The organism is Dawidia soli, from assembly GCF_018598185.1.
Taxonomy (GTDB): Bacteria; Bacteroidota; Bacteroidia; order Cytophagales; family Cyclobacteriaceae; genus Ohtaekwangia; species Ohtaekwangia soli.
Genome location: NZ_JAHESC010000007.1, coordinates 170,877 through 187,640, shown reverse-complemented (window position 1 = coordinate 187,640; position 16,764 = coordinate 170,877). Strand labels below are relative to the sequence as shown.

Genomic DNA, 16,764 nt, shown 5'->3' with positions numbered 1-16,764 from the left:
CCCCCACCCCGGCAAACGAGCTCAGAAGACGTCGCGTGGGCTCGGAGAGGGGTATAAGAGACAGAGGATACATTGACCACGTTCTTCGCATTGAATCCATACTCAAAATCGAGGTAGTGCCGGAACTGGTTGTAGATGAGCACGACCGTTGTCATAAAAAAAAGCGACACGACAAATTGAGAAACGCTCAACACCTTGCGCACGCCCAGCCTGCCCGGCCGGAGCGTATCCAGGTTTTTTAACGCTTTTGCCGGCTGGTATCCGGACAAATGCAATGCCGGGTAAAAGCCTGCTATCAACCCGATGACCAGGGAAAAGACGACGAACAATCCATATATACCGCCGTTTGCCTGCAAGCTGAAATCCAGGTACCGGTTGACCCATAATCCCATAAAGGCCGGTTTAATGATCACTAACAGGATCAGGGCCATTCCCAGGGCCAACAACGATGTCAGCATCGACTCACTGAGGAACTGAGCGATGAGATTCCTGCGGTACGCCCCGGTCACCTTGCGGATGCCGATCTCCTTCATGCGTGTCAGCGCGCGGGCGGTAGAGAGGTTTGTGTAGTTCAGACAGGCCGACGCCATGATCACCAGGGCCAGCATGGACAGGAAATAATACACCACCCGCGGAAGTGTATACCCGGGTGCATTGCTCACCCATATCCCCGGTGTGATGGCCGTCAGCGCTTGCTGCCGCAGGGCAAACCCTTTCAGATCTTCCCGCCCGGCGTAGCGGCGCTTTACGAGATCCGCGAGTGCCGCGGTAAGCGCTGCGTCACCTTTGCCAGGCTCCGTCAGGACATACGTATAGACAGAAAAGTCATTGAACCAGTCGTGCGTGTTGTCACCGATCTTGCCGGCTGCCTGCAACACCGGCAGTGACGCCGCGGAGAGCAATACGTCAAATTTCAAATGCGAGCGATCCTTCGTATCTTTTATAATCCCGGTAACGGTGTAGCTTCCCCACGGCATGGCCACCCCGGGCTCACCGCTCTCCAGCATGGAAAGGCCGCGGTCGTTAAAGTCGACAACTTTTCCCACGGGCTCCGCGCCGTTGAACAGTTGCCGCGCCAGCGCCTCGGATATGAGGATCGTATTTGGTGCCGTCAGCATCCGCGCCGCATTTCCACCCGACACGTCGTAACTGAATACCCTAAAAAAGGCGGCATCTGCGAAATAGCCACGCGCCTGCACCGCGGTGCCATCGTAGATAATATCACCTCCAACGCCCCGCCGAAGCTGCGTAACTTCTTCTACCACGGAGTAATCGGACTTCAACGCGCCGGCCAGCGGTGACGGTGTAGTGGCCGACGGCGCTTTGTCGCCGGGACGATTCGACAGAATACGATAGATGCGTTCCTTCTTTTCGTGAAACCGATCATACCGCCGGTGGTCCGCCAGCATGAGCATGATCAGCATGCACACCGCCATGGCGATGGCGAGACCGAACACATTGATAAACGAGAAAGTCTTGTACTTCAAGATGTTTCTCAACCCGATGGTAATATAGCTTCTGAACATACGGCGAGGAGTTTAACCTGCGCCTTTGACAGCACGATCCCGCCTGAGGTTACCGGCAACCACGGGAATATTGCCACTACCGACTACTTGTCCCGAGGGCCAGGTCTGTGCCCTGGCCCTTTACAGTTTCTGCCGGTACTGCACGGCGTCGGGAATGGGCTGCGGGTCTTTGGTCTCGATCCGGCTGGGCGTAAGATGTCCCACGCGGAGCTTAAAGTCTTCTTTTTTATGCAGGTATTCGATCCGGACCGGATAAAATCCTTTCTGCAGCGGCACGATGTAACTATCCACTCTGCGCGTATACCCTCCATCCCACTGCATCAACAACCGGTCGCCCAGGTAAAACTTCGTGCCCTTGTCACCTTCCAGCAGGAATATATAGTGGCCATCCTCGGTGGCTTCCAGAAATCCCTCTACCACCAGTGCATAGTCCTTTTTTCGCGGCAGCTGATCGAGGTCAAAATTGTGATCGGTAATGCCGGTCTTGTCTGGCTTTACCCCGCGCAGGTCCGGCCAGGTGTCCCAGTCTCCTTCATAATAGCTGTACTGAAAGCCACCCGGCGTCAGTTTCTTTGATTTCGCCATGGGGCGAAGCGGTGCGGTCACGGTAAAATTACCGGTGGTGGTTTTATTGTACCGGGTCCGTTGTGTAAAGCGTGTGTAGGTAACGTTCCCGCCACCCGTCAGGGTGAGTTCGGGTTGTACCCTGGCCGAGTGCCGGGTGGGCATCGTGCCGTCGACGGTATACCGTACGTTGGTCGTATCGTCAAAATACCAGACGTGGACCGGCTTGTCTTTCAGCACCGCCCCGTTCATGGGGTGGAACTCGATGTTACTGACCAGCCCCTCATAGGTAAACCGCAGTCCGTCGTAGGTAGTTTTCAGTCGCACGGAGCTGTGCGACTCGTCGGGGTACGAAACCACCTTCCAGCGTACGTCTGCGGGGGCATGGCTCTTCAACACCGTCTCCAATGTATCGACTTTCATTTCATGCATGCCGGTCGCGTTGCGACCGCCGACATAAAACGTTGTATTCAACCCTTCCAACGAGCTCAACCGGCTTGCCGCCATCTTCGCGACGTAACACTTATCCCACCAGATGCTGGGGTCTACCGCGATATAGGACTTGAAGGCGGCGGGTTCTTTTAACATCGCATAGGTGACGAACATTCCCCCCAGGGAGTGGCCCCAGAGTGTATTGTCACCGTTGGAGGGGTAGGTCTTGTTTACGTACGGGATGAGCTCTTCCTTCAGGAAGCGCAGGAAGTGCTCGCCGCCACCGGATGTTTTCCAGTCCTCCAGGTGCGTCGGGGTGAGGTCCTTGTTCCGGTCGATGCCCAATACACTAACAATGATCGTGTGCGGCACATAGCCTTCGCCTTGTATAAAGCTCTGTACCCGCGTGATCAAGCCGGTGTTCCAATTGCCGCCATCCAACACATACAGCACGTCGTAGGTGGCGGCGCTGCCCGGTTTATACCCGGCGGGGGTAAACACCTGGATCAAACGCTTTTGGTTCAGGATCTTCGACCTGATGGAATCAAGCCGGCTTTGAAAGGACAGGTTCAGGACGGTATCCTGCGCTTGCGTGGCAAAGGAGAGACTTCCGAGCGCGATCAGCAGCAGGAAGAACAAATAACGACTATTTCTCATATTAACAGGTTTCATAACTATAGGTCCCGGGGTTACATGCACTATGCCAGAATTACAGCGCCCCGGCGCAACGGCAACCCAGCGCCAAAACGGCTCTTCCCTTCCGCCAACGTCCGCTGCGCCGTCCGCCTCCGTGTTCGAAAACAGCAAATCCTGTCCGCCACCGGCCGGCTCCCGACAGGTTAGATGCAGATGGGTGCCGTTACGTTGCATCTGCATCGTACTAAATTACATCTTTCCTCATGCGCTACGGCCGCTAACCGCTATGAAAATGAAAAAGCCGCATCGGAAGAGATGCGGCTTTTGTATCGTGACGTGTTTTACCGGGTGATCTCAATAAACCACAAACCGGATATACTCTTTTCCTTTTGCATGATCCAGCCTCAGGATATACGTACCGGCGTTCAGCGGTCTCAGGTCAAAAGACACGTGGTACAGCTTCTGATCGTTACGCTGAACTTGTTTGATCAGGATGCCCGTCGGGGAGTTCCAGATGCTCAAGGTTACGGGACTTTCTTCCAGCAGCTCGATGCCTACGTCGAACGCGCCGTCTGTCGGATTGGGGTATACTGTAAACTCCTTTACAAACTTTTCATACCCCAGTTTTCCTCCTTCGCTCTCCGCGCCTTCGCCCAGGATGACGATCGTTTTGCTGATCTGGTCCACACACTCGCCGAGGCGCGCCGTCATGGCCACCTCATAGGTACCGGCCGCATCGAACTGGCCGAACAGTACATCGCCCAGGTTCAGCACCTCCCGCATGGCTGCCGGGTACTGCCACGCCACCGTCTCGGGCAGCGGCCAGGAGATGTCGATCATCACTACCGTATCGCCGGCGACGGCTTCTCCTGGAATCATGAAGGAAGCTTGCAGAAGATCGTACGAGGTCTCCAGCAGGAAGGTATCCCGACCGACACAACCTTTATCATTCAGTACTTCTACCCAGTAGCTTCCGACATCGGTGATCGTAACGCGCTGCCCGGTGCTTTCAAAACCGGTGTTGCTTCCCCATTGGACGTTCGTCCACGGTGCGCCCGCGTCGAGGGTGTGTGACTGGCCGACGCATAATGTTACACCGCCACCCAGATCGAGTGGCAGGGCCGGTGTATTGTTCAGCACAAGAGACGCTTCTGCCTGGCAGCCCTTGAGATCTTGTACGGAGATCAAATACGTTCCCGGGCAAAGGCCTGTTTTGATGTTCGTGTTCCCACCGGCGGCCCAGGTATATTGATACCCGCCGTTACCACCCGTTGCCAGCGCTTCGAGTGAACCATCGCAGCCGTCCCTGCACGTCGCCAGGGTTGCTTTTGCTGCGCGTATATCCAACGGTTCCGGTTGTAAAAGCTCTACATCCCGGTGCAGCACACAGTTGTTGGCGTCTGTTACTGTTACGGGATAGACAACGGCACAGAGCTGTGTTTGTGCCGCGCCGGTCTTTCCATTCCATTCGTATACATACCCACCTACGCCGCCGCTGGCTACCAGTGTCATCTGTCCGTCGCACAACCCGTTACACGTCGGGATCATTGAACTTTGTACTGCCAGGGCTATTGCGTCCGGTGCGGGTACGTCTACGGTCTGGACCACGGTGCAGTTATTGCGATCGGTGATCACGACGTTGTACTGCGCTTTTTTCAGATTGACACCCTGCAGCGTACTTTGCCCGTCGGGCCACCGGATCACAAACGGACCATCGCCCTTTGTGATGGTGATCTCTGCGCTGCCGTCGGAAGAATCAAAACACCTGGCCGCCGTCGCCACATACGTAGCCTGGGCGCCATCCGTGCTGGTGATCGAAACGTCGTTCCTTTCTTCACACGCATTGTTGTCGCGAACGATCACCGTATAGATCCCGCCTTTCACGCCCGAAAGGACGTCATCGGTGTCGAGCACCGTCCCGTCGCCGTCTTCCCAACGATAGGTATATCCGCTCACCCCGCCCGTGACGACCGCCCGGGCCGTGCCCGCCGGATCGTTACAGAACGCAGGCTGCTTATCCGCAAAATCAATCATGATCTGTTTCGGCTCGCTCAACGTAGACGGCGCTGTCTTCGTACAGCCGTTGCCGTCGCGTAAGGTTATTGTATAGGTTCCTTCCGTGAGCGTGCCGAATACATGCTCTGGCTGCCACGAAGCGCCGTTGTTCCGGGAATACTGATAGTTCCCGACACCGCCGCCGGCCAGCAGCTCGATCTCGCCGTCACTCCCTTCAAAACACGAAATATTCTTTTCGCGCACTACGGACAAGGTTACGACGGTGGGGCTCGAGATCGGTTGCGTAACAACGTCTTCACAACCGTTGTTATCGGAAACGGTAAGGGTATACGATCCGCCTGCCAGCCCGGTGATCACCGGCGTGGTTGCTCCATTGGACCAGCTATAGGTATAGCCACCGGAACCACCGGAAGCTTCTGTCGTGATGCGACCATCATTGGTTCCGTTACACGACACACCATACCCCGAATAGTCCGAAACACTGAGGATCGAAGCTTCCACCGGCATGGGATTATCCAATGTCACCGTGGCACTGCCCTCGCATTGGTTTACGTCTTTGACAGTGACCACATAGGTACCGGCGCCCACGCCGGTCAGCAATGCGTCCGTCGCACCGGTATTCCAGCGATAACTGTACGCTCCCGGTGTGCCGCCGCCGGCGGTGGCCCGGATATTGGCATCACGGCCATTGAAGCATCGGATGGGCTGGTCGTTATAGTTCGTCGTGGCCGCTGCACGGGCCGTGACCGGATCCGGGTCGGACAGCGTATACGTGTATTCTGCTTCACATGTAGTGCCATACGTAATAACAACTTTATACACCCCTTCACGCAAATCGTTCATCGATGTCAGGCCGGCACCGTCACCGATCTTGACCCCGTTTTGCATCCACAGATAGTTCTTTGCCGATACTATGGCACCGGCCGGGTCTTTTACGATCGCTTCAAGCTCGCCGTCGCTTCCACCGTTACATTTGATCGGGCTGCCGTTGTAGTCCGACAGCGGCACCAGGGTGACCGTGTGTGCGGGTGGACCATTGAGTGTTACCGATCTGGTGGTGCTACAGCCCTGCTGATCGGAGACGGTAAGGGCATACGTACCGGCTCCTTTGTCGATAACCGACAATGTTGTCTCTCCCGATGACCATGCATAGGAAACCGTACCGATCGTATTGGCGACGTTTATACCTTTAAAGGAAACGTTTGCATGCCCGGGACATGCGAGCGTGCCGGTCTGGTCGATCTCAAAGCTGATCGCGGGTGGCGCCTCGAGCGTAATGCTCTTCGAACCCGAGCAACCATTCTCGTCGGTAACCTTGACCGTATACGTACCGGTACCTACATTCGAAATGGAAGCGCTTGTAACACCGGTAGACCAGGCATAGGTATACGGCCGGTTCGGGATGCCACCCGACACCACACTGTTAACCCCGCCATCATTCTTATTCCAGCAGCTGACGGCATGACCACTCAAATACGTTTTTGGCGGCGACAAGGATACCTGCACGGCCGCCGGTTCTTTTAGTTCGACACTGCCCGACGCGGCGCAGCCATTGGCATCCTTCAGGCTAACGGAATAAGTACCGGCGGCGAGACCGGTGATCATGGCACCTGTAGTCGTTGTATTCCACAGAAAATCTTTATAGCCTCCTACTCCACCCTCGCCAACAGCCCGGACCTCTCCTTTGCTGTCGCCCTTGCAGGGGATCTCATAACCGTTATGAAGCGTGGGTTCGAACTTCACGGTGACTTTCGGTGGTTCGTAGACGCGGTGCTCGATTGTATCAGAACATTGCCCATACAAATCCCGGTCTATGGTGTTATTGTTCCCCACTTCGAATTTCCAACGACCGGCACTCAGACCGGTAATGGTCGTGTTTCCGACCGGAGCTTCCTCAACGATTTTAATAACTCCGTTATCCTGGTTCGTACAGTTAATAAAAAACCGGTCTACTACCGTGCTGGCTATTCGCATTACGACGGTTCCGTCCGATTGACCGTTGCAAACAACGTCGGTTGGGGAGGTTACCGATATCACCGGCTTGGGCGCGACGAACGATATTGCGTCCGACAGCTCCGCCGTGCGGGTCTTACACCCTGTCACGACCGCCCTGAAAAAGAAATTCTTTCCATAAATATTGGAACCAAAAAGGCCTCGCAGGGCGTCCTGAGACACGACGGTCGAACCCGATTGCAGCGGCGCGCCCGAGGCGTCCGATGTAGTCCACAGATCCTTCCAGTCATTTGTTTCATTAACACTGACCTGCCATTGATAACTATACCCCCAGGTGCCCACCGATATATTTACACTGTTGCCCTCGCCACAGGGTATCCCGGAAAGCGCTGCTTGTGTTTTTGCCAATACCGGCTCCCAGCAATAGGTGAACGATCCGATGCCATTGTTCATGGTGACGGTTCCATTATACGGGCTGGGCATTGCTCCTGAAGAGCCGCCGCCGGTGGTACAGGGCGGCGGACCGCAGCCGCCACTGAATGTACAGCTATAGGCTGTTGGTGGCTCCGCCGCGGGAATCGTCAATTCGCCGGTATACGACAGGCCCGAATTGACCCTAAACCCCTGGCCGTTAAATGTGCCTGTGCCACTGCACGGCGGATGGCCGCACATTCTAAAGGTAGCCCTCAGGTTGATATAATATTGCTGTGCAACGACTTCCCGCCCGGTACACAGCAACAACACGATCAGTAACGTTCTAACGTTTATATATTTCATAACAAATCAAATGAACAACTTTTATACTAAATCAATAAACAACAAACCGGATATACTCTTTTCCTTTTGCATGGTCCAACCGGATGATATACGTACCGGCGTTCAGCGGTCTCAGGTCGAAAGACACGTGGTACAGCCTCTGATCATTGCGCTGCACTTGTTTGATCAGGATTCCCGTCGGCGAGTTCCAGATGCTCAAGGTCACGGGACTTTCTTCCAGCAGCTCGATGCCTACGTCGAAGGCTCCATCCGTCGGATTGGGGTATATCGTAAACTGCTTTACAAACTTCTCGTGTCCCAGTTTTCCACCTTCGCTCCCGGCCTCTTCGCCCAGGATGACAATGGTTTTGCTGATCTGGTCCACACACTCGCCGAGGCGGGCCGTCATGGCTACCTCGTAGGTGCCGGCCGCATCGAACTGGCCAAACAGCACGTCACCCAGGTTCAGCACCTCCCGCATGGCGGCGGGGTACTGCCACGCCACCGTCTCGGGCAACGGCCAGGAGATGTCGATCATCACTACCGTATCGCCGGCAACGGCTTCTCCTGGAATCATGAAGGAAGCCTGCAGAAGATCGTACGAGGTCTGCAGCAGGAAGGTATCCTGACCGACACAACCTTTATCGTTAAGCACCTCCACCCAATAGCTTCCCACATCGGCGATCGTAACACGCTGCGCGGTGCTTTCAAAACCGGTGCTGCTTCCCCATTGGATGCTCGTCCAGGATGCGCCGGCATCCAGCGTGTGCGACTGGCCCACGCATAACGTTACGCCGCCACCCAGATCGAGCGGCACGGCCGGTGTGTTGTTCAGGACCAGCGAGGCTTCTGCCCGGCAGCCTTTCAGATCCTGCACGGCGATCACATACGTACCCGGGCAAAGGCCTGTTTTTATATTTGTGTCCCCGCCGGCGGCCCAGGTATATTGATAGCCGCCGTTACCTCCCGTAGCCAGCGCTTCGAGAGCACCATCGCAGCCGTCTTTACACGTTGCCAGGCTTGCCTGCGCTACCTGTATACCCAAAGGTTCCGGTTGTAAAAGCTCCACATCCCGGTGCAGCACACAGTTGTTGGCATCTGTTACCGTTACCGGATAGACCGCGGCACATAATTGCGTTTGTGCTGCTCCCGTCTTTCCGTTCCATTCATATACATATCCGCCTACGCCCCCGCCGGCTGCCAGGGTCATCTGTCCATCGCACAACCCGTTACACGTCGGGATCATGGAGCTTTGTACGGCCAGGGATATGGCATCCGGGGCCGGTACGGCCACGGTCTGAACCACGGTGCAGTTATTGCGATCGGTGATCACGACGTTGTACTGCGCTTTTTTCAGATTGATACCCTGAAGCGTACTTTGTCCGTCGGGCCACCGGACCACAAACGGACCATCGCCCTTCGTGATGGTGATCTCTGCGCTGCCGTCGGAAGAATCAAAACATCTGGCCGCTGTCGCCACGTAGGTAGACTGGGCGCCATCCGTGCTGGTGATCGGAACATCGCTCCGCTCTTCGCAAGCGTTGTTGTCACGAACGATCACGGTATAGGTACCACCTTTTACCCCGGAAAGGACATCGTCGGTGTCGATCACCGTTGCATCGGAATCCTCCCACCGATAGGTGTAGCCGCCTACGCCGCCTGTCACCACCGCCCGGGCGGTACCCGCCGGATCGTTACAGAAGGCCGGCTGTTGATCTGCGAAGGCTATGGTGATCTGCGACGGTTGGTTCAGCGTAGACGGCACGGTCTTCGTACAACCGTTCCCATCGCGCAAGGTTATTGTATACGGTCCCTGCGTAAGCGTACCGAATACATGCTCCGGTTGCCACGAGGCGCCGTTGTTCCGGGAGTACTGATAGTTCCCGACACCGCCGCCCGCCAGTAGCTCGATCTCACCATCACTCCCGTTGAAGCAGGAAATATCTTTTTCACGCACCACCGACAGGGTTATGGCGGGGGGACTTGCGATCGGTTGCGTAGCCGCGTCGCTGCACCCGTTGTTATCGGAAACCGTGAGCGTGTACGATCCGGCACCAAGTGCTGTGACCGCGGGCGTCGTTGCGCCGTTGGACCAGCTATAGGTATAACCACCGGAACCTCCGGAGGCTTCCGCCGTGATACGACCGTCATTGGCGCCGTTACAGGAGACTCCATACCCCGAATAATCGGAGACGCTGAGAATAGAAGCTTCTACCGGTGCCGGATTGTCCAGGGTCACCGTAGCGTTACCCTCGCAGAGGTTCACATCTTTGACCGTTACCACATACGTACCGGCACCCACACCGGTGAGCAATGCACCGGTCGCGCCGGTATTCCAGCGATAGCTGTACACACCCGGCGTGCCGCCACCTGCCGTGGCCCGGATGTTGGCATCGGTACCGTTGAAGCATTTAATGGGCTGGCCATTGTAGTCAGTCGTTGCCACGGCCGTGGCCGTGATCGGATCGGGATCGGACAGCATATAGGTGTGCTCGGCTTCACATGAAGTTCCATACGTAACCACTACTTTATACACACCTTCGCTCAGGTCACTGACGGATGTCAGGGCGGCGCTTTCTCCGATGGTGGTACCATTCCGCGTCCACAGGTAGTTTTGCGCCGACACGACCGCACCGCCCGCATCTTTTACGATGGCTTGAAGCTCGCCGTCGCTTCCGCCGTTACACCTGATGCGGCTGCCGTTGTAGTTTGACACCGCCGCAATCGCGACCGTGTGCGCAGGAGGATTATTGAGCGTGACCGATTTAGTCGTGCTACATCCCTGCTGATCGGAAATTGTCAGGGCATACATGCCGGCTCCTTTGTCGGTGACCGATAACGTCGTCTCTCCCGAGGACCATGCATAGGACACCGTGCCGGTCGTATTGGCGACGGATCTTCCCGTAAAGGAGACCGTGGCGTCGCCGGGGCAGGAAAGCGTACCGGTCTGGTCGATCATAAAATCGATCGCCGGCGGCGCTCCGAGCGTAATGCTCTCCGAATCGGGGCAGCCATTGGCGTCCGTAACGGTAACCGTATACGTGCCGGTACCACTGCCGGAAATGGAAGACCCCGTGGCACCGGTAGACCAGGCATAGGTATATGGCTGACCCGTTATGCCACCCGATACAGCGCTGTTGATACCACCATCATTTTTATCCCAGCAGCTCACCGCATGGCCACTCGGATACGTTTTCGACGGCGACAACGACACGTTCACCGGAGCCGGTTGTTTTAATTCCACACTGCCGGAAGCCGGACAATCATTGGCATCCTTTAAGGTTACAGTATAAACGCTCGCTGTAAGCCCCGTGATCGTGGCGCTTGTTGCTCCTGTGTTCCAGCTGAAATCTTTATATCCTCCTACTCCCCCCACGCCGATGGCGGTGGCCACGCCGTTGTTGCCGCCATTACAACTGACCGTAAAGCCATTGTGCAGGGGTGTATCAAAATCAATTGTCACTACAGGAGGTTGACGGACGAAATGGTCCAACGTCGTGTTACACTCGCCATAGCCAGCCACCTGGTTTATTACCATAAAGCTCCAGTTACCGCCTTTCAGACCGGAGATCAGCACGTTTCCCGCCGGGACCGAATACAGTGCAAAGTTCGAGGCGGGATCATCTGTATTGTTACAATTGATCCGGAACTGGTTTTCAGCCGAAACGGTATTAGAAAGATTCAATGTCACGTTGCCGTTGGCCTGACCATGGCAAATAACGTCTGTATCGTCTACAAGCGTGACCTGCGGAGGGGGAGCCCGAAAGGTAAAGGACTTCGGTTCTCCCGTCCTTCCCGACAGCGAATTATCCCACGCCCGTACCCAAAACGTGGTGCTGTAGGGGTTCGAAAAACCGTATCCGATGAGATCGGACGGCGTGACTTTTATGTTGGTCAGTGACTTTCCTGTCATGGGCGTCCAGGGTCCGGCGGCGCTTGTCGATACTTCCCAGCCGGTCGTGTTATTTGTACTGGAGCCGCCCATCTTGTAGTTACAGGGCGTCTGGAGCGTTACCTGGTCACAACCCTGGGTAACCGTCACGTTCATGCGCGGATAAAACGTAAATGCCCCCATCGATATTCCATCCGATGTTCCCGGATGATCTCCATTACACTCGATGGCATCATAGCTGTATGTAAACGTTCTGTCTACGTTAAACGTACCCGCCGGGCACGTGGCTGAACCCATTACCCGGATCGTATTCGTCGCCTGCCAGACCGATGTACTCTTTATCACCCCGACCCACGCATACGTACTGTAGGTATTATTAACGGTTAAGTTCTCAAAAGAACCTCCATTGACACTGTACACCAAATACATATTCATCGAGTTCGTATTGGACGGAGTACACACACCTCCGTAATTAAAAAACAATTCAATGGCCCAGCCTTGAGCACGTAGTTCCGATGCGAACAGGCTCAGCGTAAAGGCTACTGCAAGTCTTGTTTTCATACGCTATTACATTACTTTAACATGTAAAGTCCCGACAAGCCCACCATCACACAAACGTTTATCGCATTCATGGCACAAACTCAATAGACAATAAATCGGATATACTCTTTTCCTTTTGCATGATCCAGTCTCAGGATATACGTACCTGCGTTCAGCGGTCTCAGGTCAAAAGACACGTGGTACAGCTTCTGATCGTTACGCTGAACTTGTTTGATCAGGATGCCCGTCGGGGAGTTCCAGATGCTCAAGGTTACGGGACTTTCTTCCAGCAGCTCGATGCCTACGTCGAACGCGCCGTCTGTCGGATTGGGGTATACTGTAAACTCCTTTACAAACTTTTCATACCCCAGTTTTCCTCCTTCGCTCTCCGCGCCTTCGCCCAGGATGACGATCGTTTTGCTGATCTGGTCCACACACTCGCCGAGGCGCGCCGTCATGGCCACCTCATAGGTACCGGCCGCATCGAACTGGCCGAACAGTACATCGCCCAGGTTCAGCACCTCCCGCATGGCTGCCGGGTACTGCCACGCCACCGTCTCGGGCAGCGGCCAGGAGATGTCGATCATCACTACCGTATCGCCGGCGACGGCTTCTCCTGGAATCATGAAGGAAGCTTGCAGAAGATCGTACGAGGTCTCCAGCAGGAAGGTATCCCGACCGACACAACCTTTATCATTCAGTACTTCTACCCAGTAGCTTCCGACATCGGTGATCGTAACGCGCTGCCCGGTGCTTTCAAAACCGGTGTTGCTTCCCCATTGGACGTTCGTCCACGGTGCGCCCGCGTCGAGGGTGTGTGACTGGCCGACGCATAATGTTACACCGCCACCCAGATCGAGTGGCAGGGCCGGTGTATTGTTCAGCACAAGAGACGCTTCTGCCTGGCAGCCCTTGAGATCTTGTACGGAGATCAAATACGTTCCCGGGCAAAGGCCTGTTTTGATGTTCGTGTTCCCACCGGCGGCCCAGGTATATTGATACCCGCCGTTACCACCCGTTGCCAGCGCTTCGAGTGAACCATCGCAGCCGTCCCTGCACGTCGCCAGGGTTGCTTTTGCTGCGCGTATATCCAACGGTTCCGGTTGTAAAAGCTCTACATCCCGGTGCAGCACACAGTTGTTGGCGTCTGTTACTGTTACGGGATAGACAACGGCACAGAGCTGTGTTTGTGCCGCGCCGGTCTTTCCATTCCATTCGTATACATACCCACCTACGCCGCCGCTGGCTACCAGTGTCATCTGTCCGTCGCACAACCCGTTACACGTCGGGATCATTGAACTTTGTACTGCCAGGGCTATTGCGTCCGGTGCGGGTACGTCTACGGTCTGGACCACGGTGCAGTTATTGCGATCGGTGATCACGACGTTGTACTGCGCTTTTTTCAGATTGACACCCTGCAGCGTACTTTGCCCGTCGGGCCACCGGATCACAAACGGACCATCGCCCTTTGTGATGGTGATCTCTGCGCTGCCGTCGGAAGAATCAAAACACCTGGCCGCCGTCGCCACATACGTAGCCTGGGCGCCATCCGTGCTGGTGATCGAAACGTCGTTCCTTTCTTCACACGCATTGTTGTCGCGAACGATCACCGTATAGATCCCGCCTTTCACGCCCGAAAGGACGTCATCGGTGTCGAGCACCGTCCCGTCGCCGTCTTCCCAACGATAGGTATATCCGCTCACCCCGCCCGTGACGACCGCCCGGGCCGTGCCCGCCGGATCGTTACAGAACGCAGGCTGCTTATCCGCAAAATCAATCATGATCTGTTTCGGCTCGCTCAACGTAGACGGCGCTGTCTTCGTACAGCCGTTGCCGTCGCGTAAGGTTATTGTATAGGTTCCTTCCGTGAGCGTGCCGAATACATGCTCTGGCTGCCACGAAGCGCCGTTGTTCCGGGAATACTGATAGTTCCCGACACCGCCGCCGGCCAGCAGCTCGATCTCGCCGTCACTCCCTTCAAAACACGAAATATTCTTTTCGCGCACTACGGACAAGGTTACGACGGTGGGGCTCGAGATCGGTTGCGTAACAACGTCTTCACAACCGTTGTTATCGGAAACGGTAAGGGTATACGATCCGCCTGCCAGCCCGGTGATCACCGGCGTGGTTGCTCCATTGGACCAGCTATAGGTATAGCCACCAGAGCCGCCGGAAGCTTCTGTCGTGATGCGACCATCATTGGATCCATTACACGACACACCATACCCCGAATAGTCCGAAACACTCAGGATGGATGCTTCCACCGGCGTGGGATCTTCCAGGGGTACGGTAGCGTAACCGGGGCATTGGTTCACATCTTTGACGGTGACCACATAGGTACCGGCGCCAACGCCCGTCAGCAATGCTCCCGTGGCGCCGGTGTTCCAGCTATAGCTGTATACCCCCGGCGTGCCTCCCCCCGCTGTGGCCCGGATATTGGCATCGGTGCCGTTGAAGCATTTGATGGGCTGACCGTTATAGTCGGTGGTTGGCCCCGCATTGACAACAACCGGATCGGGATCGTTGAGCGGATACGTGCCCTCTGTTTCGCACGCGGCACCGTAGGTAATCACAACTTTGTACAACCCTTCGCTCAGATCGTTCATCGATGTCAGGGTCGGGCTTTCTCCGATCCTGGTTCCGTTCTGCGTCCACAGGTAGTTCTGTGCTGATACGACCACACCATCCGGGTCTTTTACGACGGCCTCCAGCGCGCCGTCGCTTCCGCCGTTGCACTTGATCCGGCTGCCGTTATAGTTTGACAGCGGCGCCAGGGCGACCGTGTGTGCGCGTGGATTGTCGAGTGTCACCGATCTGGCCGTACTGCACCCTTGCTGATCGGAAACGGTAAAGGTGTATGTACCGGCTCCCTTGCCGGCGACCGATAATGTTGTCTCTCCGGATGACCATGCATAGGAAACGGTGCCGATCGTATTGGCAACGGATTTTCCCGCAAAGGAGACCGTGGCGTCGCCGGGGCAGGAAAGTGTACCGGTCTGGTCGATCGTAAAATCGATCGCCGGTGGTGCCAGGAGCGTAATGCTTTCCGAATCCGGGCAGCCGTTCGCGTCGGTAACAGTGAGGGTATACGTGCCGGTACCTCTGTCGGAGATGGAAGGGCCCGTAGCGCCGGTAGACCAGCCGTACGTATACGACTGTCCCGTGATGCCGCCCGATACGGTACTGTTAACACCGCCGTCGTTTTTATTCCAGCAGCTCACGGCGTGGCCACTCATATATGTTTTCGACGGCGACAAGGATACCTGCACGGGGGCCGGTTGTTTGAGCTCGACACTTCCCGAAGCGGGGCAGCCGTTGGCATCCTTCAGGCTTACCGTATAGGTACCGGCCGTAAGACCGGTGATCGTGGCGCCCGTGGCCGTTGTGCTCCAGCTAAAATCTTTATACCCCCCTACTCCCCCTGCGCCGACAGCCGTGGCCTCCCCCTGGGTACCACCGTTGCATTTGATCGCATACGTGTTGTGGAGCGGAACGTTGAACGAAACAGCCACGGCTGTGGGCTCGGCAACGTTATGATCGATCGAAACCGGGCAGTGGCCATACGAATCGGTGTCGGCGGTATTATTGTTCACCACTTCAAATTTCCAGCGACCGGCATCCAGACCGGTGATGGTCGTGTTCCCCACCCGGACGTCGGGAACGACCCACGCCGCGCCGTTATCCAGGTTCGTACAGTTAATGTAAAACCGGTCTACTACCGAACTGGAGATTTGCAGCGTTGCCGTCCCGTTTTGCTGACCCTTGCACACCACATCGGTCTGACCGCTGAGAGAAACGGTCGGCGGCGGCGCGTATACCCGAAAGGTATAGGTGTTGGTCAGGTTCCTGTCTGGCAGGCCGGGGTCCTTCAGACGGATATAGAAAAGAACATACGGATTTGTATAGCCCAGGCTGACCAGTTCTGCCGCGTTGAACGTTACGGTCGGACCGGTTCTGGCAATGGGGCTATAGGTGGCGCCGTTGGTGGACAGTTCCCAGACATAGCTTCCCGTGGACGAGCAGGACGATGCGGTGTAGATCGACTGGCTGCACGTTTCGGTCTTCAACGGTTCGAACCGGGGAAAAAACCGGATCGTAACCGTGGCATTTCCAGGCGGATTGTTTCCCGGCCCGGAATACGATGTGCTGGAGCACGACGACCCGAACATCGAGAGATCACGTGCCGGAAGGAAAACATCCGAGCATGTTCCCTTTACGGCAACGCTGATGTTCTTGTTGGCTATGCCCGCCCAATTCGTTCCCCGGGCATACACTTTATATTCTTTACCTAACGTTCCCGGTACGACATCGCCATTGAGCCCCCAATTCTGTCCGTTAAACACGGCTTGAATAATATCGATCTGCTCGGACATGCATCCGGAGTGCGAATACCGAACGTGAATCTCCAACATCCATTCATAGTTCTGCGCCCGGGTTGTGCCCATGACG

5 protein-coding genes are annotated in these 16,764 nt (G+C 55.9%); all 5 read right to left on the bottom strand.

Going from position 1 to position 16,764, the window contains the following annotated elements:
* A partial coding sequence (locus tag KK078_RS07220) for an ABC transporter permease (protein WP_254089580.1) occupies positions 1–1,526 on the bottom strand: 1,526 nt, incomplete at its 3' end.
* Positions 1,527–1,646: 120 nt separating this feature from the next.
* The gene (locus tag KK078_RS07215; RefSeq protein ID WP_254089579.1) at positions 1,647–3,179 is read right to left on the bottom strand and encodes an alpha/beta hydrolase-fold protein; all 1,533 of its coding nucleotides are present in this window, start codon (positions 3,177–3,179) and stop codon (positions 1,647–1,649) included.
* 333 nt (positions 3,180–3,512) lie between these two features.
* Positions 3,513–7,904, bottom strand: coding sequence for a T9SS type A sorting domain-containing protein (locus tag KK078_RS07210; protein ID WP_254089578.1), 4,392 nt, complete (start codon positions 7,902–7,904; stop codon positions 3,513–3,515).
* Between the two features lie 31 nt (positions 7,905–7,935).
* Positions 7,936–12,336 carry a T9SS type A sorting domain-containing protein gene (locus KK078_RS07205; RefSeq protein WP_254089577.1) on the bottom strand — a complete coding sequence of 1,467 codons (4,401 nt, stop codon included), beginning with the start codon at positions 12,334–12,336 and terminating at the stop codon, positions 7,936–7,938.
* 80 nt (positions 12,337–12,416) lie between these two features.
* Complete coding sequence (locus KK078_RS07200) at positions 12,417–16,760, bottom strand: T9SS type A sorting domain-containing protein (protein ID WP_254089576.1); 4,344 nt, start codon at positions 16,758–16,760, stop codon at positions 12,417–12,419.
* Positions 16,761–16,764 lie beyond the last annotated feature (4 nt).